We start from the raw sequence: 19,173 nt of genomic DNA, 5'->3' as shown, positions 1-19,173 counted from the left end.
CTCAAACACCAGCCATGGCAGCGCCTATGACCCCAGCAGAGTTGCCCAGCATATTGCGCAGCACCGGGGTATGAAAGCCATCGTTGAAAACGATCTCCCGCATTCTTTGCACGCCTTCTGCATAGAGCTCATCCACGCTTGCCAACCCTCCTCCGATCACGATGACGTCGGGGTCCAACACCGCCACGACATTGGCCAAAGCACTGGCAAATTTTTCTAGGAATTCGTCCATCAGCGCCGACGCAATGCGATCGCCCTGGCGAGCCATCATCACGATGCCTGCAGCATCCGCCCAATGGCCGGCATTCTCCAGATAGCGTGCCTCCAGCGCGGAACCACTCAGGTATTGCTCGACACAGCCTTTGCGGCCGCAATAGCAGGCGTGGCCTGTGGGATCGATGGACATATGGCCCCACTCTCCGGCAATGCCATGGCGCCCACCCCGAAGCCGTCTGCCGATCACGATGCCGGCTCCAACGCCGGTTCCCAACACCAGCCCCAATACGCATTCGTGGCCACTGCCGGCCCCATGGCTGGCTTCGGCCATGGCAAAGCAGTTGGCATCGTTTTCCAAGGCAAAAAAACGGCCCAACCTTTGTTGCAAGTCCATCTGCAATGGGTGTCCGTTCAATTCAGTCGCGTTGCAGTTTTTGAGCAGTCCCGTGGCTTGAGAGATCGACCCTGGCGTACAGATGCCCAAGGTCGTCTCTTTTCCAGCCGCAACCAGAGCCAATTGGGAATGCATATCGACAATGCGTTGTAAAACCTGCGCATACCCGTCGCAAGCGCGGGTCTCCATTCGGATTCGTCGGCACTCACGATATTGGTCGTCAAGTACGATGCCTTCGATTTTTGTCCCGCCCAGATCGATCCCGATATGGAATCTTTCTTTTGAATTTTCCTTATCCGCATCCATGCGCAAGATTCCCCCCATTCATTTAATTTTGGCCTTCGACGCGGTCGCCCGCATGCGCAGTTTCAACAAAGCGGCGGACGAGCTGAATATTTCCTACAGCTCAGTCAGTCATCGCATCCGCGAACTCGAACGCCTTTTAGGTAGCAGCCTTTTTGCGCGCACTACCCGTTCGGTCGCGATGACCACCGAAGGAGAACATTTGCATCAGCAAATGAAAGATTCACTGGACACGCTGGAGGCAGCTTTCTCAAACTTCAACCCTGAGCGGAGCGTGGTTCGAATCAGTGTGCTGCCATCTTTTGCGCGCTTTCGGCTGGTCCCTGCATTGACGGAATTTCAGCGCCTGCATCCCTCCGTTTCGATAGAGGTTTCGCCGACCACATGCAAGGTAGATATCGACCAAGGAGAAGCAGACATCGCCATTCGCTTTTCGAAGATTCGGCCCCAGGCTCACTACTGCGAAGCGCTTTTGGAGGACGACTGGTTTCCCGTAGCCGCTCCGGCGTACCTGGCGAAATGGGGCACCCTCAACATTGAGCAATTGTTCAAGCGAGCGGTGTTCCTTTCCCACAGCCGGCAACCGTGGGAACCCTGGCTTCAAAAAGCTGGCATTCAAATATCGGCAGCGCAGCGCACCTTGACCTACTCCGACACGGGCCTGATGCTGGATGCGGCCCTTAACTTGCAGGGCATTGCCCTGGGCCGCCGCTCTCTCGTCAAGGGTCTTCTGGAAAACGCCAGCCTGATCCGGATTTCTGAGATTGCCATTCCTTCTGAGCAATCGTATTTTTTGCTCGCTTCCGAGCGAGCCATGGTGTCCCGGCATGGCAGCACAGTGATCGATTGGATCCGTTCTCTGGTTCAAAACGGTTAATGGATGATGGTGAGTCCGATGCCCAGCAGCACGCCAGCAATCGCCAGTATTTTCTGGCGAATGAAACGCTCGACAAAAAAAAGTGCGCTCAGCGAAAAGACCATCACAAGGTTGGTTCGACGCAAAACCGATATCACTGAAATAAGCGCCCCGTCCGTTTGCACTGCAGTGAGGTAGATGAACTCCGCAAGCACGTAGGTTGCAGCAATGGCAGGCACCGCCCAATTGCGGGACAGCAGGCTGCGCCACTCCATGGTTTCCAATAACCAAGGCAGCAGAAGCAGCGCGATGCCGCCTCGTTGTATCGCCGAATACGCTTGGACAGCTGCCAAGTCCAACTGCAAAGTGGCCAAAATATGCTTGTCATAAAGTGCATTGGCCGACGACAACAACGTGGCTGCAAGCATGCACAACACCCACATATTTCGCTGGAAACTGATGCCCTCTTTACGGCCAATCAAAGAAAACAGGTAGTACGAGCCCATGGACAGTGCAAGGCCCATCCATTGCCACCAATTGAGTTGCTCGGATAGAAACACAATGGCACCCAGCGCTGTCCATAGCGGTCCCGAAGCACGCACGCCCGCAGAGATCGACAGCGGCAACGATTTGACGGAGTAATACGAAAGAACCCAGGTCGCGACCATCATTGCGGACTTAGGGAGTAATGCCATCTGCTCAGCTGCCGTCAAGCTTGCGGGATAAAGGCCGATCGGCTTCAACGTATTTGCCCAAGGGGCGGGGACAAAGAAGAAAGGCACCCAGAGCAGCGCACCGAGAAGAGAGGACCACATCACGACTTCTAGCACCGTTTTCTCGCGCAGTGCGAGTTTGGTGAGGAAATCGTAGGTTCCCAATACAAGCCCGGCGAGCAGGCCCAGTGCGATCCACGTCATGGCTTGGCATCAGACGGCAAGGAAACCTCCGTCCACTGGCATGATCGCGCCGGTAATGAATGACGCTTGCGAACTGCACAGCCAAAGAACAGCTTGCGCAACTTCATGCGGCTCACCCGTCCGCTTCATGGGAAGCCGGTCTGCCCAGGCATTCATCCCTCCCGATACGGCACTGGAACGCTGCAGCATTTCTGTCCCGATCGGCCCCGGAGAGACGGCATTAACGCGGACGCCGTACGGCGCTGCCTCGACAGCAGCAGTCTTGGTGAGGGCCAGCGCCGCATGCTTGGAGGCCGTATAGGCACCCGTTCCCTCAAGAATTGTGCGATGGGCGTGCACTGAAAGGTTGTTGACGATGCAGCCAGAGCGGCGTTCATACATCGGCCTCAACAGGTGCTTCATGCACAGCATCAGGCCCGTGCAGTTGGTGCGCATCACCGCCTCGAAATCATCGATGTCCTGATCGATGATGGCTGCGGCGGCCCCCACGCCAGCGTTAAGGAACCCGATGTCCACTACGCCAAGGCGACGCTCCACCTCGTCCACCAAGTTCATGACATCGTTCTCGATGGACACGTCGCAGGCCACGGCAAAGCCGATGCCCCCGGCATCCAGAATCATCTGGGCAGTCTCATTGCAAGAAGAAAACGTCCGGCCAGCAATGGCGACATGAGCGCCCTGATTCGCGAAGGCGAGCGCAGTCGCACGGCCGATACCGGTTCCCCCTCCGGTCACCAGCACCACTTTTTCCGCAAATGCTGTCATGCGCCGTGCTCTCCCAACCCACTCATGAAAGACGCGGCCGCACGAGCCAGCGTGCCGTCCTGCATCGATGAGGCGCCGCTGATTCCCAGGCCGCCTACAACTGAATCACCCGCATGCAGCGGTACACCGCCCTCCAGAGGGAGCGCGCCTGTCAGCGCCAGATAGGCCGTTTTGCCTTGCTCCAATGCGCGTTGCATGGCTCCGGTATCGCGCCGGAAGTAAACCGCGGTGCGAGCCTTTGCCATGGACGCATCGATCGATCCCAAGAAGGCTTCATCTGCACGGCCAAAGGCAAGAAGATGTCCTGAACTGTCCACCACTGCCGCAGAGACCGCCAGACCTTCGCCAAGCCCGGCAGCGATGGCGTTTTGCACTAATTGCTGCGCCTGGTTCGACGTGAGCCTTAAACCAGGCTCACGCTTCGTCATCGGTCATCTCCATTGCGGCAGCAGAGAGTTCACCGGCACTAACGTCGTCGACAAAGCAGCAAGCACCTATTCCATCAGGAAGCGGTAACCGCTGCCTTCCGTCACGGTGTCTCATCGTGTCGGACAGCGCTTCCTTCAACAACTGCGGGTCCGCGAAAAAACGATGTCGAACCGGCAACCGCATCGCCTTCATGACACTCCGAACTCGCAAAACCTCAAGCTCAGAAAGAAGTCCTCGGACGCGTGCCAGACGGCATGACAACAGTACGTCCAGCGCTACGGCTTCGCCGTGCAAAAGCTCTGGGAGAGCCTTCATTTCCAGCATGGGACTGAATGAGTGCCCGAAATCCACGGCACGTTCCAGCGTCAGTTCCCACAGGTTCGGTGCTAACTCTTCAAGCATTCCCTCCACCGCCAACGCGATGACTTCAGGTGCCACGATGGCATCTTGAAAACGAGTCTGCAGCAACATTTCGGAATGCTGTTCCAGCAGATCGAACAGACGTCGATTTTTGATCACGCCGAGTTTCAGCAACTCGCCCATTCCACTTGAAAGATCGCGTGGCTCGACCGTCGATAAAAAGCGGCGATCCAGCAAAGCAGCACTCGGCGCATGGTACGAACCTAGCCTGTTGCGGCGCCCCAGCGCATTGACACCGGTCTTGATGCCGACAGCGGCATCCCACAACGCCATCGCGTTGGTAGGAACCTTCACATAAGGAATTCCTCTCCGATACAAACCCGCTGCAAAACCGGCAAGGTCCAGCAGCACGCCCCCGCCAATCGCAACGATAGGCTCCGATCGCCGGAGCACTCCCGCACTTTCCAGATGGCGGCTCACGGCCGATGCGGCTTCAAAGTGCTTGGACTCCTCTAAAACCGAAAGGCTCAAGACGGAGATTTCGATACCGTGATGCGCGTAATAGGCACGCATCTCATCGCCATAGAGTTCCTCCACGCGAGCGTCAATCACGATCACCTGGCGCCCACTGGAAGCAGCGCGTCCACAGTTGAGTAGATGAAGAGATGACGGACGAAAGATCCCATCGACCTGCCGCACTTCGTAAGAAACCTCTTGGGTCGCGTTGACCCTCCAACTGCTCGCTTCAACACGGGTCACCGCTCCCATGCTGGCCGACCAAACTGCCCGATCGTTCATCCTTCGCTCCATCCCTTTTTGTAGGGCGAGCGTATGGCGAAGCGGACGTTTGATTGTTGAACGTTTCGCAAGCTTTCTACGGCATCGTTGATGAATAGTCGCCTGCAGCATCTGCACGGCGACACTATTTGTTCAACATTCCGCGTACAATCTCTCGCACGTCCGCATATGCCAACGATGCTAGTGGCAGTTCAAAAGATGACGCACAAGAAAAAACGGGCTATCGCTTTTGCGATAGCCCGTTAATTTTTTGAATAAATGGTCGGCGTGGCGGGATTCGAACTCGCGACCCCTTGCACCCCATGCAAGTGCGCTACCAGGCTGCGCTACACGCCGACAAGACTTAGATTATATGCAGAAAAATCTCAGTTCAAGGAAAGCAGCGCTCGAATTTCAAATAATTCCTGACGCAACATCTGCGCGTCCAAGGTCTTGCCAGAGCGCAAGGGCGGTGACGCGCCAATTTCGATCGAGCCAGCAATCGAATCCAAAACCGATGCCTCTGCGTCAAACTCCACAGACGACGAATCGGCCTCCTGAAGCCGATTCCGAGCTCCGCTGATGGTGAAGCCTTGCTCGTACAGCAAGTCTCGGATGCGGCGAATCATGAGCACTTCATGGTGCTGGTAATAGCGGCGGTTGCCACGGCGCTTCATAGGCCGCAACTGCGTGAACTCTTGCTCCCAATATCTGAGCACATGCGGTTTGACGCCGCACAGTGCAGCAACCTCGCCAATGGTGAAATACCGTTTGGCCGGAATGGGAGGAAGCGGTGTGCCCATGACGCGGTTTCTAGCAATTAAGCGAGCGAGCGTACTGCAGCGGGAACAAAGGCGCCAGCCACATTTGCCTCAAGGGCAGACAAGAAAGCGACAGCGTTTCAAGCCACGCTCCCACCCGTCTGGATCTGTTCCTTGAGCTTGCTGCTCGCATGAAAGGTCACCACTCGACGGGCCTGGATCGGGATGGCTTCTCCAGTTCGGGGGTTGCGTCCAGGGCGCGGAGCCTTCGTGCGAATTTGAAAGTTGCCGAACCCTGACAGCTTGACGTCCTGACCATCGACCAAACGCTGCGCAATCAAATCGAAAAAAGCGTCGATCATGTCTTTCGATTCGCGCTTGTTCAAGCCGATGTGATCGAAGAGAAGTTCCGCCAACTGGGCCTTCGTCAAGGCAGGGGTTTCCAGGCTCTCTACCGCAAATTCCATCACGTCAGCGCTCCCGTTCAACATGACCATCACCGCAATCTCGCACCAGTGCGATGGGATAAGTGTTCAACCACCGATTGAATCGTGGCGTCGATCTCAGCCTCTGTCAGCGTGGCATCGTCCGCGCCAAGCGTGAGGCGCACAGCCAAGCTCTTTTCACCGGCGCCAAGGCTGCCGACAGCAGCCTCTCCATCGCGCAAAGGCTTTGGGCGGAACACATCGAACAGCACCGCATTGCGCAAACGCGTTGCTGGAACTGCAGCTTTGATCGCATCCATCACCTCTGCATGAGTGACACGCTCTGCAACGGCGACCGCCAGATCCCGCTCGACGGCCTGGTGCTTGGCAACCGGTCGGAACGAAGGCATGGGCCGCTGAATGACCGCATCCAGTTCCAACTCGAATAAGACCGGGGCTTGCGGAAGCTCCCAGGACTGGCGCCAGCGGGGATGCAATTCACCCACGAAGCCGATAGGCCGCCCCTTCAACAGCACGCGGGCACAGCGGCCTGGATGCATGGCCGGATGGGTCGCAGGCTCAAACTCGGCCTTGAACGGAGCCAGAAGCGCTTCGACATCTCCTTTGGCGTCGAAAAAATCAATGTCTTGTTCCTTGCGCGCCCATTGCAGCATATCCGCTGCACCATACGCGAGGCCAGCCACCCGCATGGGCTGATGAAACCCTTCCACCGTGGTGTCGGACCCAACAACGGACTTGTCGCGAAGAAAAACCCGTCCCAACTCGAACACCCGGACCCGCTGGGACTTACGGTCGAGGTTGAACTTCAAAATTTGCAGCAAACAACCCAGAAGAGACGAGCGCATGACGCTCATCTGACTGGCGATGGGATTCAACAAGCGAATGGGCTCTGGATTTCCAGCCAGTTCGTGCTCCCAGTGCTCTTCCACAAAGCTGAAATTGATGGTCTCCTGATAACCCAACCCCGCCAATGCCCGTCGAATTGCAAAAGGGCCGCGCTGCTCTTCTGCCCTCAACTTTGGAGTGATTGGCGCTAAGGGTGGCGTGGTCGGCAGTTGCTGGTAGCCCACCATGCGAGCCACTTCTTCAATCAAGTCTTCCTCGATGGCCAGGTCGAAGCGATAAGAAGGCGGCAGCACCGTCAACGTACCCTCCCCTGAAGTCACAGGCAGGCCCAGGCGATGCAGGGCATCGAAGCACTGCTGCTGGGTCAGCGGCATTCCGATGACTTTTGCGGCCCGGGCAACCCGCAACGTGACCGGCTTGGCTTCCGGCATATTGGGACGCTGGTCGTCCATCGGACCGCAAACGGTCTCCGATGTGCCGCAGATATCGATCACCAATTGGGTAATACGCTCGATGTGCTCGGCCGTCTGGCTCGGGTCCACACCGCGCTCGAAACGATGCCCGGCATCGGTCGAAAAGTTGTACCGGCGTGAGCGGCCTGCAACCGCCTTCGGCCACCAGAAAGCGGCTTCGATATAAATATGGCGGGTGGCATCCGACACAGCGGTTGCATCGCCGCCCATGATGCCGGCCAGTGACTCAACTTGGTTTTCGTCGGCGATGACGCCCACCTTGTCGTCGAGCGCCACAGTGCTTCCATTCAGCAGCTTGAGCTCTTCGCCAGGGCGTGCCCAGCGAACATCCAGCCCACCATGGATCTTTTCCAGATCGAAGATGTGCGAAGGGCGACCCAACTCGAACATCACATAGTTGGAAATATCGACCAACGGCGAAACACCCCGCTGCCCACAGCGCGCCAAACGGTCCAGCATCCATTGCGGAGTCGCTGCCTGCGTGTTGACGTTACGCACGATCCGTCCTGTGAATCGTCCGCAGAGGTCTGGAGCGCTGATCTTGACCGGCAGAATATCTGAATGCCCCACCGACACGGCAGGAAACTGAATCGGCTTCAGAGGTGCCCCGGTCAAAGCAGCCACTTCACGTGCAATACCATAGACGCTAAGAGCATGTGCCAGATTAGGTGTGAGCTTGAGAGTGAACAGTGTGTCGTCCAGATTCAGGTGCTCACGAATATCCTGGCCCAGCGGGGCATCGGGAGACAGCTCCAGCAGGCCGCCATGGTCTTCGGAAAGCTTGAGTTCGCGTGCGGAACACAGCATTCCCTGGCTTTCCACACCACGCAGCTTGCCCACCTTGATGAGGAAGGGTTTGCCATCATCGCCGGGCGGCAACTCAGCACCAACGAGCGCACAGGGCACTTTGATGCCCACGCGCGCATTCGGGGCACCACAAACGATGTTGAGCAAAGCACCCTGCCCCACATCGACTTGGCAAACACGCAAGCGATCGGCACTCGGATGCTGCGCTGCCTCCTTGATTTCGCCCACTACGATCTTGGTGAAAGGCGGAGCGACAGGCTGCAGCTCCTCGACTTCGAGCCCCGCCATGGTCAACGTCTCTGCCAACTCGTTGGTCGAAAGCGGAGGGTTGCAGAACTCGCGCAACCAGGATTCTGGAAATTGCATATTCAGTCTTCGATGATTCTTGGATGCGGTAGCGCTTGGCAAGAGCTGTCCGCAGAGGGCACGGCTTGCGGATTATTGGAACTGCGAGAGGAAACGAATGTCACCGTCGAAGAACAGGCGCAGATCATTGACTCCATAACGCAGCATCGTCAGCCGGTCAGGCCCCATGCCGAAGGCAAAACCGATGTATTTCTCGGGATCAAGCCCCATGTTGCGCACGACATTCGGATGAACCTGCCCCGAACCAGCAACCTCCAGCCACCGCCCGGCCAAAGGTCCTGCCTGGAATTGAATGTCTATTTCGGCGCTGGGCTCGGTGAAAGGGAAGAAACTGGGCCGAAAGCGCAAGACGAGATCGTCGCTTTCGAAAAAGGTACGGCAGAAATCCGTGAAGACGACCTTCAAGTCTTTGAAACTTACGTTCTCACCGATCCATAGTCCTTCGCACTGATGAAACATCGGCGAGTGCGTCGCATCGCTGTCCACGCGATAAGTGCGCCCCGGCGCAATCACTCGAATCTCAGGCATGGTCTGCCCTGCATCGATGAGGTTCCGGTGCTTTTTGACATGCTGAACAGCATGGCGAATTTGCATGGGACTGGTATGGGTCCGCAGCAGGTTGGGCGCGGTGGCAGTGCCGCCCTCCACATAGAACGTGTCGTGCATTGAGCGTGCAGGATGGTCTTCCGGCGTATTCAAAGCCGTGAAATTGAACCAGTCCGATTCAATTTCAGGGCCTTCTGCTACGTCGAATCCCATGGATCCAAAAATACCTTCGATGCGCTCAAGGGTCAGCGAGACGGGATGAAGGCCTCCCTGTCCACGCTGACGGCCGGGCAAGCTCACGTCCAGTGATTCGGCTTGAAGCTGTGCCTCCAACTCGGCATCCGCCAAAGCTTTGCGGCTGGCATTCAGCGCAGCTTCGATCGCCTGTTTCGCGACGTTGATTGCGGCCCCACGGGATTTTTTTTCCTCGACGGAGAGCTGAGCCATGCCCTTCATGAGTTCGGTCACACGTCCCGACTTGCCCAAAAACTGGGCCTTGGCATTTTCCAGATCAGCGGGGGTGATGGCTTGCGCAAACAGTTGCCGCGCGCTTTCGACCAGGGAGTCCAACTCGTTCATACCAGCTCTCATCGTCTCTTGGAAATAAACAAGGGCTAGTGCCTTTTCAAGCCCTAGCCCTTGCGTTTATTGCGCAAGCAGCTATCTATAAGATAGCTACCCGTCGTGAACTCAAGCAGCAGCCAGCTTGGCCTTGACTTGCTCCACGATGCTGCCAAAGGCAGCCTTGTCGTGCACCGCGAGGTCGGCCAGCATCTTGCGGTCGATCTCGATGGCAGCTTTTTTCAAGCCGTTCGTGAATTGGCTGTAGGTCAGGCCCAACTCGCGCGAAGCGGCGTTGATACGAGCGATCCACAGTTGGCGGAACACGCGCTTCTTGGTGCGGCGGTCACGGTAGGCATATTGCCCAGCTTTCATTACCGCCTGTTTGGCGATCCGGAAAACATTACCGCGGCGACCACGGAAACCCTTTGCAAGGGCGAGAACTTTCTTGTGACGGGCACGGGCCGTTACACCACGTTTGACGCGAGGCATGTGAGTACTCCTTGTTCGTCAGTTATTAAAGGCCAGCACCGGGCAGCATTTGTGCGATCGAGCCCATGTTGGTCTCATGCACAGAAACTGCACCACGCAGATGGCGCTTATTCTTGGTGGTCTTCTTGGTCAAGATGTGACGTTTGAAGGCTTGACCGCGCTTGACGGTGCCACCTGGACGAACGCGGAAACGCTTTTTCGCGCTGCTCTTGGTCTTCATTTTGGGCATGTGAATGCTCCTTTTACTTGTGCTCGCGAGGCGTTTGCAGACCGATCCGCAACCTTGTTGGCCCCGAGCCACTTTTTGACGGCAAACCTAGGTCTACCGTTCGATGCCGCCTTCGCGGCATCTTGCCCAGAGCAGTTTTAAAAGCTGCTCCAGTCAATTCATTCAACTCGCTGATTCAGTCAATCTCAGGCAGGAGTCGTCGCGCCTTCTGCCGATGGCTTGCCAGCGGGCTTCTTCTTGCCAGGCGCAATCATCATGATCATCTGCCTGCCTTCGAGCTTCGGAAACTGCTCGATCAGGATGGTATCGCCCAAATCATCGCGAATGCGATTCAGCAGGGCCAGACCCAATTCCTGGTGGGTGATTTCGCGGCCACGGAAGCGCAAGGTGATTTTGCACTTGTCGCCCTCAGCCAGAAATCGGCGGATATTCCGCATCTTGATGTTGTAGTCGCCATCATCCGTGCCAGGACGGAATTTGACTTCCTTGATCTCGATGACCGTCTGCTTGGCCTTGGCCTCCGCTGCGCGCTTCTGCTCCTGATACTTGAACTTGCCATAGTCCATCAGGCGGCACACAGGAGGGTTGGCCGTGGCGGCAATCTCCACCAAGTCCACATCCAGCTCGCCCGCCATGCGGAGGGCTTCCATGAGGCTAACGACCCCGAGCGGCTCGTTCTCAGGACCCGAGAGGCGAACCTCAGGGGCCATGATTTCACGGTTCAGGCGGTGCTTGCGCTCTTCGCGCTGGCGACGATCACGAAATTCAGTAGCGATGGCTATCTTCCTTCAATCAAAATGCTACAAATAACGTAGCTAAATCCGTACGACTGCGCGGGCTAGAGCAAGATTTCTCAACCAATCAAGCTTTAGTGGCGATGTCTTGTGCGATGAGCGCTACGAACGCTTCTAAAGACATCACACCGAGGTCCCGATTGCCTCGGGCGCGTACAGCGACGGTTCCTGCCGCCTTTTCTTTCTCGCCGGCGACGACGATGTAAGGCAGCTTTTGCAACGAATGCTCTCGTATTTTATACGTAATCTTTTCGTTACGCAGGTCAAGCGCCACCCTAAGGTCTTGATTCGGCAATGCTTTTTGCAGCTTTGCGGCAATTTCACGACAGTAATCGTCCTGCGCGCCAGTGATGTTGAGTACGCTGACCTGAACAGGCGCCAGCCAGACCGGCAATGCACCCGCATGCTGCTCGATCAAGATTCCAATGAAGCGCTCCAGGCTACCCACGATCGCACGGTGCAGCATGATGGGCCGATGACGGGCACCGTCCTCACCCACATATTCTGCCCCCAGCCTCTCTGGCATGGAGGGGTCGACCTGAATGGTGCCGCACTGCCAATGGCGACCGATGGCATCCCGCAGTGTGTACTCAAGCTTAGGCCCGTAGAAGGCACCGTCGCCGACTGCGATCTGATAGTCGCATCCCGACGCCTTAAGGCTTTCGATGAGTGCGCTTTCGGCCTTGTCCCAACTCTCTTCAGAACCGATGCGTTTTTCAGGACGGGTTGCCACCTTGTAGATGATGTCCGTGAAACCGAAGTCTTTATAGACCTTTTGCAGCAAGGACGTGAAGTTGATGCACTCCTGCTGGATCTGCTCTTCCGTGCAGAAAATATGACCGTCATCTTGTGTGAAAGCACGCACGCGCATGATTCCATGCAAGCCGCCCGTCGGCTCGTTGCGGTGGCACTGCCCGAACTCGCCAAATCGCAAAGGCAAGTCACGATAGCTCTTCACTCCCTGGTTGAAGATCAAGATGTGGCCAGGGCAATTCATCGGCTTGAGCGCGTAGTCGTGCTTCTCGCTCTCCGTCGTGAACATGTTCTCGCGGTACTTGTCCCAATGGCCGGTTTTTTCCCACAGATGCTTGTCCAGGATCTGCGGGCCCTTCACTTCCTGATAGCCGTTGTCGCGGTAAACCTGGCGCATGTATTGCTCAACGCCCTGCCAGATGGTCCAACCCTTGGGATGCCAAAAAACGGTACCGGGTGAGTGCTCGTCAATATGGAACAGATCCAGCTCCCGCCCCAGACGGCGATGGTCGCGCTTCTCGGCTTCCTCTATGCGCTTGACGTACGACTCCAAGTCCTTCTTGTCGGCCCATGCCGTGCCATAGATACGCTGCAACTGCTCATTCTTGGCATCACCACGCCAATAGGCCCCAGAGACGCGGGTGAGCTTGAAGACTTTCAAGAATCGCGTGTTGGGCACGTGGGGGCCGCGGCACATGTCCACATATTCCTGGTGGTAGTACAGGCCCATGGCCTGTTCTTCGGGCATGTCCTCGACCAGGCGCAGCTTGTAATCCTCGCCACGGGCTTTGAACACCTCAATCACCTCTGCCCGGGGCGTCATCTTTTTCACGACGTCGTAATCTTGCGCAATCAATTCCTTCATGCGTTGCTCGATGGCGGCGAGATCGTCAGGAGTAAAGGGTCGCTCGTAGGCGATGTCGTAATAAAACCCTTCTTCGATCACTGGTCCGATGACCATTCGAGCCGTTGGATAGAGTTGCTTCACCGCATGGCCGACCAAATGGGCGCAAGAGTGACGGATGATTTCAACGCCTTCCTCATCGCGCGGCGTGATGATCTGAAGGCGCGCATCGTGATCGATCAGATCGCTGGCATCCACCAAGCGTCCGTCCACCTTTCCTGCCACCGTCATCTTGGCCAGTCCGGGCCCGATGGACTGCGCCACTTCAGCCACGGTGACCGGGCCGGGATATTCGCGTTGGGAGTTGTCGGGAAGCGTGATCTGAATCATTGAAGAATCCTTGTCTAACGTGGCAAGCGCAGCGCCACAAAGCAAAAAGCGCGGAACAACGTCCGCGCTTTTGGAAAAAGAGTGCAATCTGTGCAGGCGCGAACATGCAGCCTTAAAGGCCGATCGAAATCTCCGATGTAGTTCGCGGTGTCATAACCAGATATGCCTTTCTCGCTCTTGTGCTGATGTGAAGATTGCTGCATTCTAACCGGCCAATTGAAAAAGCCCGACGCTGTCAGGCGTCGGGCTTTTTATGAAGTCCAGGCTCAGTGGAACTGCTCTTCTTCGGTCGAGCCGGTGAGCGCCGTCACGCTGGACTTGCCGCCTTGGATCACCGTGGTCACGTCGTCGAAATAACCGGTACCGACTTCTTGTTGATGGGACACGAAGGTGTAGCCCCGCTCACGGGCGGCGAATTCGGGCTCTTGCACCTTCTCGACATATGCCGACATTCCGCGCTTCACATAGTCCTGGGCCAAGTCGAACATGTTGAACCACATGCTGTGGATGCCGGCCAGCGTGATGAACTGGTACTTGTAGCCCATCGCGCCCAACTCCCGCTGGAACTTGGCGATCGTGGCGTCGTCCAGGTTCTTCTTCCAATTGAAGGACGGCGAGCAGTTGTAAGCCAGCAATTTGCCCGGATGCTTGGCGTGCACAGCATCGGCAAATTTCTTCGCGAACTCAAGATCAGGCGTACCCGTTTCGCACCACACGAGGTCCGCATATTCCGCATACGCAACGGCCCGGCTGATGGCTTGGTCCAGCCCCTTCTTGGTCTTGTAGAACCCTTCGGCCGTGCGCTCGCCCGTCAAAAACGGCTTGTCGTTCGCGTCATAGTCGCTCGTTATCAAGTCTGCGGCTTCTGCGTCGGTGCGGGCAATCACCAGCGTGGGAACACCGTACACATCTGCCGCCATGCGTGCAGCCACCAGTTTTTGTACAGCCTCCTGCGTTGGTACCAGCACCTTGCCACCCATGTGACCGCACTTCTTCACCGAGGCCAATTGGTCTTCGAAGTGAACGCCACCGGCACCTGCGCGGATCATGGCCTTCATCAGTTCATAGGCGTTCAGCACGCCGCCAAAACCGGCTTCCGCATCCGCCACGATAGGAGCGTAGTAATCGACGAAGCCTGCATCGCCTGGATTCAGTCCTTTGGACCATTGGATTTCATCAGCGCGCGTGAACGCATTGTTGATGCGTTCCACGACCTTTGGCACCGAATCGACCGGGTAAAGCGACTGGTCGGGGTACATCGCCGCATATTCGTTGTTGTCTGCGGCCACCTGCCACCCGGACAAGTAGATCGCCTTGATGCCTGCTTTGACTTGCTGCATGGCTTGCCCGCCTGTGAGGGCACCCAGGCAGTTCACATACGGTTCGCTGTTCACCAAACTCCACAGTTTTTCAGCGCCGCGCCGCGCCAAGGTGTGCTCGACCTGAAAAGAACCGCGAAGACGCACCACATCCGCAGCGCTGTAGCCGCGCTTGATGCCTTTCCAGCGGGGGTTCTGCGCCCAGTCTTTTTCGAGGGCGGCAATTTGCTGTTCGCGGCTGAGTTGTTCATTGAAGGATTGCGGCATAAGTCACTCCAGAGGTTGGTTGAAACGCCGGGCTGCAAACGCGGCCCTTGGGAACAACTTTAAGTCTTGTATAAGACTTATGCAATCTCTTATGTCTTATATAAGAGATAAATTTTTACCTTAAGAATCAACAAGTTATCTTTTTAAATTCATCATATGAAAATAATTTTCTCATATCGAGAAATATTGCGGCAGCGCAGCAATTATTAATTTCATATTGTGGAAGAAAAATTTCGCAATGTGAAAATTGATGTTTAAGGGCGGCGCCCCGTCATCCAATCTCCGTGGGCGATGAGCGGCGCATTGCGCAAATGCTCGGGATTGATTTCGTACACCAAGCAGTCCAGGCGTTTTCCGTTCACGACCACGGAAATCTCCCGCTTGAAATATTCGCCGTTCGGCTCCGGTAACAAACCTTCGATCTCATCCAAACGGGCCTCGAGGTCAGCCGAGATCGCGTAGACCTCTCCCTGCACCGGAAAATCTCCAGGTTCCGACGCATCTTCCAAATGCAGAGCCACTCCGGGATAGGCTCCCAGGTCATAGAGCGTTCCGCAAACGGTTGACTCGCCAACGAACTTTGCTTGTGGCGTCAATTGGGTGATGTCGTTGCTACCGCCACGGCGCAACGTGCCGTACACGAAGACGTATCGAGAAGGGATGGGAAAGGTTTCATCGGGCATGATTCGCGCTCCAGGATTTACCGCCCAAAGTCTAGCCATCTCCCATGCCGAGCCGCGCTGTCGCCTATCTTTGCCTTGCACTGAGCATGTCGCTCGTCGGCAGTTATGTCGCCTTGTCAAAACCGCTGGCGGCGGCGCTTCCGGTTTTTTTGTTGGCCTGGCTGCGCTTCGGCATCGGCGGTTTGGGCATGCTGCATTGGCTCAGGAAGCCTAAGGACGAGGGGCCCATGACTCCACAGGTTCGCCGCCTGCTTTTCCTGGAGTCTTTTCTTGGCAACTTCCTTTTCACACTTTGCATGATTTCAGGCGTGAGCCTGACCAGCGCAGTCTCGGCTGGTGTAACGATGGCTGGGATACCTGCCGCGGTCGCTGTGATGAGCTGGTTTTTCCTGAAGGAAAAAGTCTCGCCGCGCACCTGGATCGCGGTCGGCTGCGCGGTGGCGGGCATCGCACTCTTTTCGCTATCGAATTCAGAGCATCACCTGCAAGATACACCGCGGCAGACGGGCGAAAGCGCTTCAAACCTGGCGTGGCTGGGGCAATTGCTGTTGCTTGGGGCCGTGCTTTGTGAGGCGGCTTATTCAGTGATCGGGAAAAAACTGACCGGCACGCTCGGGCCACGCCGCATCACCTCGTTGATCAATCTGTGGGGGTTCGTACTGGCCACGCCGATGGGAATCTATGCCGCGTGGAAATTTGATTTCGCCACGCTCACGCCGGGTTTGTGGACGCTGCTCGTGTTTTATGCGCTGGCTGCCAGCATGTGGACGGTGTGGCTGTGGATGACGGGGCTCAAGGTGGTTCCCGCTGCCCAGGGCGGGGTGTTCACCGTCATGCTTCCCATCAGCGCTGCGCTGGTCGGCGTGCTGGTGCTGGGCGAGACCTTGACGCTCGTTCAATTGATGGCGTTCGGCGTGGCACTTGCCAGCGTCGTCCTGGCAACCCTGCCGGGCAAATCGATCGCAGACGACCCGCTCGTCAAAGACAAGGCCATCGCCGAATAACCGTTCAGCAGCAACCTGGCGCTCAGTTGCGCACGGCGTTTCTAGCGTCCAGTCACTTTGCGGATCGGTGGCTTGATACTCTCGCGCCGGGCAGGAAGAACAGGCGCGTGCTCGCGCGGCGCGTTGAGCACGATGCAGGTGGATGTTTCGGCCAACAGGCAGAACCCCGTCACGACGGCATCGAGATGGCTCACATCGATCACGGCGATCTCGATCACCCAACTGTCCTCCCCTGTGACGTTGTAGGCGTTCAAGACCTCCGGTGTCTCCTCGATCAATCGCACCACCCGCGCATATTCGGCGCGGCCTACGCGAATGATCGCGCGGATGCCGTAGCCCAGTCGGCTGTAGTCCAGACGAACGCCGTAGCTGCGGATCACGCCTGACGCCTCGAGCTTTCGCACACGCTCCGTGACCGCCGGCTGGCTGAGATGGACCCGGCGGCCCAGCTCCGCCATCGAAATCCGAGCATCCTGCTGCAATTCGGCCAGTATCCGGCCGTCGTGGAAGTCCAGCATTAATTTATCGGTCATAGAGCCATTTAACCATCAATAAAAAGGCACTAATCACTTTTCACCTTTGAATTGGCATGGAAGAGCGGACCTCACCTGCATAGCATTTGCGGCATGAACTCTCATGCTACCGCCACTGCTTCCATCCCCTACCGCTTGCCGACCTTGGTCGTTCTCGCGCTGGTGGCTTGTTACCTCATCTGGGGCTCGACCTATCTGGCGATACAGGTCGCGCTCAAGAGCTTTCCGCCCTTCTTCCAGATGGGGGCCCGCTTTCTGGTGGCTGGCTCGCTGTTGATGGCCTGGGTCGTCTGGCGCGCGCCTGCGGGATGCGTTAAAGCTGTACTGCCCACCGGGCGGCAATGGATCAACGCGTGGATCGTGGGCGCTCTGATGCTGGGCGGCGGAATGGGATTGACCGCAACGGCCAGCGTGCATATCGGCTCAGGGCTGATCGCAGCATGTGTGGCCGTGGTCCCCATGATGATTGCTGCGTGGGGATTGCTTTGGGGAAAGCGCCCTACCCCGGGAGAAACCATTGGAATGTTGTTGGGTGCTATCGGCGTGCTCATGCTCATGCAAGGCAGCAGTTTCTCGGCTTCGCCCACCAGCGTGGCTTGCATCCTCACCGCGACGATGGCCTGGGCGCTGGGTTCGGTCTTGTCCACGACCCGCCTTCCGCTGGCCGACGGGCCCAGCGGCTTCGCCAGCGAGATGCTCTGCGGAGGTGCCGTTCTCATGGCGGTATCGCTGGCACTGGGCGAGCAGCCAGCGTGGCCCCCACAGCCAACCGCCATCGCCGCGTGGCTGTATCTGGTGACCCTGGGTTCCTTGGTCGGATTCAGCGCTTATATGTATTTGCTGCGCCATGCCACCCCGGCCTTGGCATCGAGCTATGCATTCGTCAATCCGCTCATCGCGTTGCTGCTGGGCAGTGCGTTGGCAGGGGAGCACCTAACGGCTGGCGAATGGTCTGCATGCGCGTTGATCCTGGCGGCAGTGCTGGTCATCTTCCTGTCGCGTCGGACGCGCTGACACCAGCTTTGGTCACGCCAATGGGAGTTTGCCTGGATCAATTGCGCTGTGCTCACGCAACAAATGGAGGCAAAAAAAGCGGCGTCTCCCTTGGAAACGCGTTTTTTTCCCAGTAGCATCTGCGGGCCAGTGGAGAAGCAGGTTTTCGCTGGTGACGACATTTCACTTCCAACAAGGAAAACCCAACATGGCAACTGCAAAGAAAGCGCCGGCCTCCGAAGCCAAGGCCGCAGCACCCGCGAAGAAGCGCACCCCGAACGCCGCTTTCATGAAAGCCCTTACGCCCAGCCCTGCCCTGGCTGCCGTCGTGGGCTCCACGCCCTTGCCCCGCACCGAAATCATCAGCAAGCTGTGGGTCTACATCAAGGCCAACAATCTGCAAGACGCCAGCAACAAGCGAATGATCAACGCTGACGACAAGCTCAAGGAAGTGTTCGGCAAGCCCCAAGTCTCCATGTTCGAGATGGCCGGCCTGATCGGCAAGCACGTCAAGTAAGTATTTCTAGGTCTGCTTTACAGCAGACTCATGGTGAAGCCGGCCCTACAGCCGGCTTTTTTTTGGCCCGTTGATTCCTGCAGCAGACACGACCTGATGCAATGTTTTCCCGCAGAAAGGCCCAGGGATTGCAAATGCGATGAATTCGCATTTATAATGATTTATTGTCAACAGCCAGCTAACACTGCCTGCCCCATGATCGTTTGTGTTTGCCGCCGGGTTTCTGATCGCGAGATCGCACGCCATGCACATGCGGGCATGAGTTTCGACGAGATCCAGTTCGAACTGGGCGTCGCCACCCAATGTGGCCGATGCGAAAGTTGCGCGCGGGACGTCGTGGCCCAGTGCAGCGTCTCCCATCCCGTCGCTGCCCTGCACAAAGAGATCCCGTCGCAGACGATCCAGCTTGCCAACTCCATTTTGGAAAGCAAAGCATGGAACTGCTCTCAACCCTCGCAGGCAGCCTGATCTTCGTCATCGGCTCGGTGTGGTGGATCTTCCGTAAGTAACTTGGTCTTTTAGGCCTCTAGCG

Annotated in this window: 21 protein-coding genes and 1 tRNA gene; 5 read left to right on the top strand and 17 right to left on the bottom strand. The window is 57.0% G+C overall.

The genetic code is table 11. The features are described from left to right. Position 1: 1 nt before the first annotated feature. Complete coding sequence (locus BLT03_RS17485) at positions 2–916, bottom strand: ROK family protein (RefSeq protein WP_092745100.1); 915 nt, start codon at positions 914–916, stop codon at positions 2–4. On the opposite strand from BLT03_RS17485, the gene BLT03_RS17480 reads away from it, so the two are divergent. Further along, positions 915–1,790, top strand: a complete 876-nt coding sequence (locus tag BLT03_RS17480) for a LysR substrate-binding domain-containing protein (RefSeq protein ID WP_175537789.1) — start codon at positions 915–917, stop codon at positions 1,788–1,790. The genes BLT03_RS17485 and BLT03_RS17480 overlap by 2 nt on opposite strands. Here BLT03_RS17480 and BLT03_RS17475 read toward each other — a convergent pair. From BLT03_RS17475 to BLT03_RS17405, 15 genes are all read right to left on the bottom strand, one after another. Continuing rightward, positions 1,787–2,686 (bottom strand): EamA family transporter, encoded by a 900-nt coding sequence (locus BLT03_RS17475; protein WP_092745033.1) that lies wholly within the window; start codon positions 2,684–2,686, stop codon positions 1,787–1,789. The two genes, BLT03_RS17480 and BLT03_RS17475, sit on opposite strands and share 4 nt — an antisense overlap. Before the next feature lie 9 nt (positions 2,687–2,695). Next, the gene (locus tag BLT03_RS17470) at positions 2,696–3,451 is read right to left on the bottom strand and encodes an SDR family NAD(P)-dependent oxidoreductase (RefSeq protein WP_092745032.1); all 756 of its coding nucleotides are present in this window, start codon (positions 3,449–3,451) and stop codon (positions 2,696–2,698) included. After that, positions 3,448–3,879, bottom strand: coding sequence for a GlcG/HbpS family heme-binding protein (locus BLT03_RS17465; protein WP_092745031.1), 432 nt, complete (start codon positions 3,877–3,879; stop codon positions 3,448–3,450). Before BLT03_RS17465 ends, BLT03_RS17470 begins: the two co-directional genes overlap by 4 nt. Beyond that, entirely contained in the window at positions 3,866–5,149 is a 1,284-nt protein-coding gene (locus BLT03_RS17460; protein WP_245711444.1) for a sedoheptulose 7-phosphate cyclase, read from the bottom strand. The genes BLT03_RS17465 and BLT03_RS17460 overlap by 14 nt, the downstream gene beginning before the upstream one ends. 148 nt (positions 5,150–5,297) lie before the next feature. Further along, a tRNA-Pro gene (locus BLT03_RS17455) sits at positions 5,298–5,374 on the bottom strand. Between the two features lie 29 nt (positions 5,375–5,403). Further along, positions 5,404–5,820, bottom strand: coding sequence for a MerR family transcriptional regulator (locus BLT03_RS17450; protein WP_092745030.1), 417 nt, complete (start codon positions 5,818–5,820; stop codon positions 5,404–5,406). Positions 5,821–5,918: 98 nt separating this feature from the next. Next, a complete protein-coding gene (locus BLT03_RS17445; protein ID WP_245711441.1) occupies positions 5,919–6,275 on the bottom strand; it encodes an integration host factor subunit alpha in 357 nt (118 codons plus the stop codon). Next, positions 6,275–8,716 carry a phenylalanine--tRNA ligase subunit beta gene (pheT, locus tag BLT03_RS17440; protein ID WP_092745029.1) on the bottom strand — a complete coding sequence of 814 codons (2,442 nt, stop codon included), beginning with the start codon at positions 8,714–8,716 and terminating at the stop codon, positions 6,275–6,277. Before pheT ends, BLT03_RS17445 begins: the two co-directional genes overlap by 1 nt. A gap of 72 nt (positions 8,717–8,788) precedes the next feature. Continuing rightward, complete coding sequence (gene pheS, locus BLT03_RS17435; protein ID WP_092745028.1) at positions 8,789–9,841, bottom strand: phenylalanine--tRNA ligase subunit alpha; 1,053 nt, start codon at positions 9,839–9,841, stop codon at positions 8,789–8,791. Positions 9,842–9,952: 111 nt separating this feature from the next. Then, complete coding sequence (rplT, locus tag BLT03_RS17430; protein ID WP_092745027.1) at positions 9,953–10,315, bottom strand: 50S ribosomal protein L20; 363 nt, start codon at positions 10,313–10,315, stop codon at positions 9,953–9,955. A gap of 25 nt (positions 10,316–10,340) precedes the next feature. After that, the gene (rpmI, locus tag BLT03_RS17425; RefSeq protein ID WP_092745026.1) at positions 10,341–10,544 is read right to left on the bottom strand and encodes a 50S ribosomal protein L35; all 204 of its coding nucleotides are present in this window, start codon (positions 10,542–10,544) and stop codon (positions 10,341–10,343) included. 185 nt (positions 10,545–10,729) lie between these two features. Beyond that, on the bottom strand, positions 10,730–11,326 hold the full coding sequence (gene infC, locus BLT03_RS17420) for a translation initiation factor IF-3 (protein WP_092745025.1): 597 nt from the start codon (positions 11,324–11,326) through the stop codon (positions 10,730–10,732). Positions 11,327–11,405: 79 nt separating this feature from the next. Next, entirely contained in the window at positions 11,406–13,325 is a 1,920-nt protein-coding gene (gene thrS, locus BLT03_RS17415) for a threonine--tRNA ligase (RefSeq protein ID WP_092745024.1), read from the bottom strand. A 266-nt stretch (positions 13,326–13,591) separates the two neighbouring features. Then, positions 13,592–14,911, bottom strand: coding sequence for an isocitrate lyase (aceA, locus tag BLT03_RS17410; RefSeq protein ID WP_092745023.1), 1,320 nt, complete (start codon positions 14,909–14,911; stop codon positions 13,592–13,594). A gap of 254 nt (positions 14,912–15,165) precedes the next feature. After that, positions 15,166–15,594, bottom strand: a complete 429-nt coding sequence (locus BLT03_RS17405; RefSeq protein WP_092745022.1) for a gamma-glutamylcyclotransferase family protein — start codon at positions 15,592–15,594, stop codon at positions 15,166–15,168. Positions 15,595–15,638: 44 nt separating this feature from the next. Here BLT03_RS17405 and BLT03_RS17400 point away from each other — a divergent pair, with 44 nt between their 5' ends. Then, on the top strand, positions 15,639–16,598 hold the full coding sequence (locus BLT03_RS17400) for a DMT family transporter (RefSeq protein ID WP_092745021.1): 960 nt from the start codon (positions 15,639–15,641) through the stop codon (positions 16,596–16,598). 41 nt (positions 16,599–16,639) lie between these two features. Here BLT03_RS17400 and BLT03_RS17395 read toward each other — a convergent pair whose 3' ends face one another. Continuing rightward, positions 16,640–17,131 (bottom strand): Lrp/AsnC family transcriptional regulator, encoded by a 492-nt coding sequence (locus BLT03_RS17395; RefSeq protein WP_092745020.1) that lies wholly within the window; start codon positions 17,129–17,131, stop codon positions 16,640–16,642. A gap of 93 nt (positions 17,132–17,224) precedes the next feature. On the opposite strand from BLT03_RS17395, the gene yedA reads away from it, so the two are divergent. The 3 genes from yedA to BLT03_RS17380 all read left to right on the top strand — a co-directional run bounded on the left by yedA (position 17,225) and on the right by BLT03_RS17380 (position 19,109). Further along, positions 17,225–18,145, top strand: coding sequence for a drug/metabolite exporter YedA (yedA, locus tag BLT03_RS17390; protein ID WP_175537788.1), 921 nt, complete (start codon positions 17,225–17,227; stop codon positions 18,143–18,145). Between the two features lie 187 nt (positions 18,146–18,332). Further along, positions 18,333–18,641 (top strand): SWIB/MDM2 domain-containing protein, encoded by a 309-nt coding sequence (locus BLT03_RS17385; protein ID WP_092745019.1) that lies wholly within the window; start codon positions 18,333–18,335, stop codon positions 18,639–18,641. 195 nt (positions 18,642–18,836) lie between these two features. After that, positions 18,837–19,109 carry a (2Fe-2S)-binding protein gene (locus BLT03_RS17380; protein ID WP_092745018.1) on the top strand — a complete coding sequence of 91 codons (273 nt, stop codon included), beginning with the start codon at positions 18,837–18,839 and terminating at the stop codon, positions 19,107–19,109. Positions 19,110–19,173: the final 64 nt, after the last annotated feature.

Source organism: Paracidovorax valerianellae (genome assembly GCF_900102625.1).
GTDB classification, from domain to species: Bacteria; Pseudomonadota; Gammaproteobacteria; order Burkholderiales; family Burkholderiaceae_C; genus Paracidovorax; species Paracidovorax valerianellae.
The sequence above is the reverse complement of the archived record's forward strand: the minus strand, read 5'-3'. Positions and strand labels throughout refer to the sequence as shown.

Excerpts from the sequence above, each read along its gene's own strand:
- BLT03_RS17485 (WP_092745100.1), bottom strand. The coding sequence starts at position 916 with ATGGATGCGGATAAGGAAAATTCAAAAGAAAGATTCCATATCGGGATC.
- yedA (WP_175537788.1), top strand. The coding sequence starts at position 17,225 with ATGAACTCTCATGCTACCGCCACTGCTTCCATCCCCTACCGCTTGCCG.
- rplT (WP_092745027.1), bottom strand. The coding sequence starts at position 10,315 with ATGCCTCGCGTCAAACGTGGTGTAACGGCCCGTGCCCGTCACAAGAAA.
- BLT03_RS17460 (WP_245711444.1), bottom strand. The coding sequence starts at position 5,149 with ATGCTGCAGGCGACTATTCATCAACGATGCCGTAGAAAGCTTGCGAAA.
- BLT03_RS17450 (WP_092745030.1), bottom strand. The coding sequence starts at position 5,820 with ATGGGCACACCGCTTCCTCCCATTCCGGCCAAACGGTATTTCACCATT.
- pheS (WP_092745028.1), bottom strand. The coding sequence starts at position 9,841 with ATGAACGAGTTGGACTCCCTGGTCGAAAGCGCGCGGCAACTGTTTGCG.
- BLT03_RS17400 (WP_092745021.1), top strand. The coding sequence starts at position 15,639 with ATGCCGAGCCGCGCTGTCGCCTATCTTTGCCTTGCACTGAGCATGTCG.
- BLT03_RS17380 (WP_092745018.1), top strand. The coding sequence starts at position 18,837 with ATGATCGTTTGTGTTTGCCGCCGGGTTTCTGATCGCGAGATCGCACGC.
- pheT (WP_092745029.1), bottom strand. The coding sequence starts at position 8,716 with ATGCAATTTCCAGAATCCTGGTTGCGCGAGTTCTGCAACCCTCCGCTT.
- BLT03_RS17385 (WP_092745019.1), top strand. The coding sequence starts at position 18,333 with ATGGCAACTGCAAAGAAAGCGCCGGCCTCCGAAGCCAAGGCCGCAGCA.
- BLT03_RS17445 (WP_245711441.1), bottom strand. The coding sequence starts at position 6,275 with ATGGTCATGTTGAACGGGAGCGCTGACGTGATGGAATTTGCGGTAGAG.
- BLT03_RS17475 (WP_092745033.1), bottom strand. The coding sequence starts at position 2,686 with ATGACGTGGATCGCACTGGGCCTGCTCGCCGGGCTTGTATTGGGAACC.
- BLT03_RS17470 (WP_092745032.1), bottom strand. The coding sequence starts at position 3,451 with ATGACAGCATTTGCGGAAAAAGTGGTGCTGGTGACCGGAGGGGGAACC.
- BLT03_RS17465 (WP_092745031.1), bottom strand. The coding sequence starts at position 3,879 with ATGACGAAGCGTGAGCCTGGTTTAAGGCTCACGTCGAACCAGGCGCAG.
- BLT03_RS17480 (WP_175537789.1), top strand. The coding sequence starts at position 915 with ATGCGCAAGATTCCCCCCATTCATTTAATTTTGGCCTTCGACGCGGTC.
- BLT03_RS17395 (WP_092745020.1), bottom strand. The coding sequence starts at position 17,131 with ATGACCGATAAATTAATGCTGGACTTCCACGACGGCCGGATACTGGCC.
- thrS (WP_092745024.1), bottom strand. The coding sequence starts at position 13,325 with ATGATTCAGATCACGCTTCCCGACAACTCCCAACGCGAATATCCCGGC.
- aceA (WP_092745023.1), bottom strand. The coding sequence starts at position 14,911 with ATGCCGCAATCCTTCAATGAACAACTCAGCCGCGAACAGCAAATTGCC.
- BLT03_RS17405 (WP_092745022.1), bottom strand. The coding sequence starts at position 15,594 with ATGCCCGATGAAACCTTTCCCATCCCTTCTCGATACGTCTTCGTGTAC.
- rpmI (WP_092745026.1), bottom strand. The coding sequence starts at position 10,544 with ATGCCCAAAATGAAGACCAAGAGCAGCGCGAAAAAGCGTTTCCGCGTT.